The organism is Mesorhizobium sp. M7A.F.Ca.AU.002.02.1.1 (genome assembly GCF_003998535.1).
In the GTDB taxonomy this organism is placed as follows: Bacteria; Pseudomonadota; Alphaproteobacteria; order Rhizobiales; family Rhizobiaceae; genus Mesorhizobium; species Mesorhizobium ciceri.
Genome location: NZ_RZPB01000757.1, coordinates 1 through 2,877 on the forward strand (window position 1 = coordinate 1; position 2,877 = coordinate 2,877).

At 63.4% G+C, this 2,877-nt stretch carries 3 protein-coding genes and 1 riboswitch; of the genes, 1 reads left to right on the forward strand and 2 read right to left on the reverse strand.

Annotated features, from left to right (window positions below; translation table 11 throughout):
- On the reverse strand, positions 1–921 hold a 921-nt coding region (locus tag EN879_RS30740; RefSeq protein WP_206521033.1), incomplete at its 3' end, for a prephenate/arogenate dehydrogenase family protein.
- A gap of 5 nt (positions 922–926) precedes the next feature.
- Positions 927–2,036, reverse strand: a complete 1,110-nt coding sequence (gene hisC, locus EN879_RS30745; protein ID WP_063169099.1) for a histidinol-phosphate transaminase — start codon at positions 2,034–2,036, stop codon at positions 927–929.
- A gap of 137 nt (positions 2,037–2,173) precedes the next feature.
- Positions 2,174–2,251: riboswitch (SAM riboswitch) on the forward strand.
- 114 nt (positions 2,252–2,365) lie between these two features.
- On the opposite strand from hisC, the gene EN879_RS30750 reads away from it, so the two are divergent.
- Positions 2,366–2,877 (forward strand): alpha/beta fold hydrolase (locus EN879_RS30750; protein WP_127274472.1); only part of this gene is annotated, 512 nt, incomplete at its 3' end.

Genomic DNA, 2,877 nt, shown 5'->3' on the forward strand with positions numbered 1-2,877 from the left:
GTGCTCGACCGCCTGACGGCCGAAATCGGGAACGTCGATGTCCTGGCCGGCTTCGATGATCGAGCGGCGCACGGCGCGGGTGCGGGTGAACAGGTCGAAGAGTTTTTCGCCGTCGCCCCAGCGGATTGCGCGCTGCAGCGACGCCAGATCCTCCGAGAACCGCGCCAGCATTTCGAGGATGGCGTCCTTGTTGTGCAGACAGACATCCCGCCACATGGTCGGATCGGAGGCGGCAAGGCGGGTGAAGTCGCGGAAGCCGGAAGCCGAATATTTGATCACTTCGGATTTGGTCACCGACTGCAGATCATCGGCGGTGCCGACGATGTTGTAGGCGATGATGTGCGGCAGATGCGAGACGATGGCCAGCGTCATATCGTGATGCTGGGGATCCATCGTGTCGATGTTGGCGCCGCAGCGCCGCCAGAACTCCGACAGCCTCTCCAACGCGTCCGGGTCGGTGTCGGGCAGCGGCGTGAAGATGCACCAGCGATTGTCGAACAGGTCGGCGAAACCGGCGTCGGGGCCGGATTTTTCTGTGCCCGCCAGCGGGTGGCCGGGAATGAAATGGACACCTTCAGGCACATAAGGCTGCATTTGCGCAATGACAGACGCCTTGGTCGAGCCGACATCGGTGAGGATCGCGCCCGGCTTCAGCGCCGGCGCGATTTCCTCGGCAACCGTGCCGGACGAGCCGACCGGCACCGAAATGATGACCAGGTCGGCATCGCGGACAGCTTCTCTCGCATCGGTGCTATAGCTATCGCCCAGCCCAAGCTCCTCGGCCCGTGCCAGCGTCGCCGCACTGCGGGTCGAGATGGATACGTGGCGGGCGAGGCCCTCGCGGCGGATGACGCGGGCCAGCGACGAGCCGATCAGGCCGATGCCGACCAGCGCGATCTTTTCAAACATCGGTGATGTCATGGTTTCTAGCTTTTCAGGAATGTCGTGAGAGCGGCGACAACGCCGCGATTGGCCTGTTCGGTACCGACGGTCATGCGCAGCGCGTTGGGAAAGCCATAGCCCGAAACGCGCCGCAATATATAGCCGCGCGCCGTCAGATAGTCGTCCGCCGCCGCTGCCGAATGTTTCTGGTCCTCTGGAAAATGAATGAGGATGAAATTGCCGACGCTGGGCGTCACCCGCAATCCAAGCTTTGTGAATTCCTCACTCAGCCAGGCCAGCCAGGTCTCGTTGTGCGCCACGCTGCGCTCGACATGGGCGCGATCGCGAATGGCGGCGATGCCGGCCTCGATCGCCGTCGCATTGACGTTGAAGGGGCCGCGCACGCGGTTGATGGCGTCGACGATGTGCATCGGCCCGTACATCCAGCCGATCCGCGCCCCGCCAAGGCCGATCTTGGAGAAGGTCCGGGTCATCACCACGTTCTCTGCGCTGCCGACCAGTTCGATGCCGGCCTCATAGTCGTTGCGGCGGACATATTCGGCATAGGCCGCGTCGAGCACCAGAAGCACGTGCCTGGGCAGACCGGCATGCAGCCGCCGCACCTCCTGGAACGGCACATAAGTGCCGGTCGGGTTGTTGGGATTGGCGAGGAACACGATCTTGGTGCGCCGCGTGACGGCGGCCAGGATGGCGTCGATATCGGCGCGCTCGTCTGTTTCCTTGATCGTCACCGGAACGGCGCCCGCCGACTGGATGTAGATCTTGTAGACCATGAAGGCGTGTTCGGTGATGACGGCCTCGTCGCCGGGCGCCAGATAGGTCTGCGCCAGCAGGCCGAGGATCTCGTCGGAGCCGTTGGAGCAGATGATGTTCTGCGGGTTGAGGCCATGCACCTCGGCGATCGCTTCGCGCAGCCGCCTGGCGGTGCCGTCGGGATAGATGTCGAGCTTGCCGGCAATCTCGCGCGCGGCTTCGATCGCCTTCGGCGAGGGCCCGAGCGGGTTCTCGTTGGAGGACAGCTTGTGGACCTTGGCGACGCCGGCAGGCGCCGTGCTCTTGCCCGGCACATAGGCGTCTATGTCCATGATGCCCGCGCGCGGGGTTGGACGTGCCTGGTCCGGTGTCTGGCTCATGTCGCAAAATCCGTCGAGAACGCTTCCTGAGGGAAGCCGCAGCGGAAATACAAGCCGTGGCCTGCAATGTCGAGAGGCGACAGCCTCCCGCCCAAGGCAGGCCGTTGACGCCGGCGCGCCACAGCCCTAGAAGGGGAGCGAACTTCCGTGGTGATTTGGCCGGTCGGCTTGCAGCCACGTTAAACAACTTGCTAAAGGGCCGTTTGCATCCTGTAACCGGCTTTGCGACCGCAATGCCGGTTTTTTGTTGTCCGCGCCGGCCGGACACCCGTATCGGCATCGACTTTCGACGAGTGCGATGCGTGGGCTCAAAGTGTGAGATGGATGTCATGGCCGTTCTGCGTGCCCGCAAAACCAACAACGAGGTCGACCAACCGTCGAGCCCGGTTTTGCGTTTTGGATCCGACAAGCCGCTCAAGCTGGACGCCGGCACGCTGCTGTCACCGTTCCAGATCGCCTACCAGACCTATGGCACGCTGAACGATGCCCGCTCCAACGCCATCCTCGTCTGCCATGCGCTGACCGGAGACCAGCACGTCGCCAGCACCAATCCGGTGACCGGCAAGCCTGGCTGGTGGGAAGTGCTGATCGGCCCCGGCAAGATCATCGACACCAATCGTTTCTTCGTCATCTGCTCCAACGTCATCGGCGGTTGCCTTGGCTCCACCGGCCCGGCTTCGACCAATCCGGCCACCGGCAAGCCGTATGGGCTCGACCTGCCGATCATCACCATCCGCGACATGGTGCGGGCGCAGCAAATGCTGATCGACCATTTCGGCATCGAGAAACTGTTTTGCGTGCTCGGCGGCTCGATGGGCGGCATGCAGGTGCTGGAATGGGC

Coding starts and splice junctions, on each gene's coding strand:
- hisC (WP_063169099.1), bottom strand. CDS start 2,036: ATGAGCCAGACACCGGACCAGGCACGTCCAACCCCGCGCGCGGGCATC.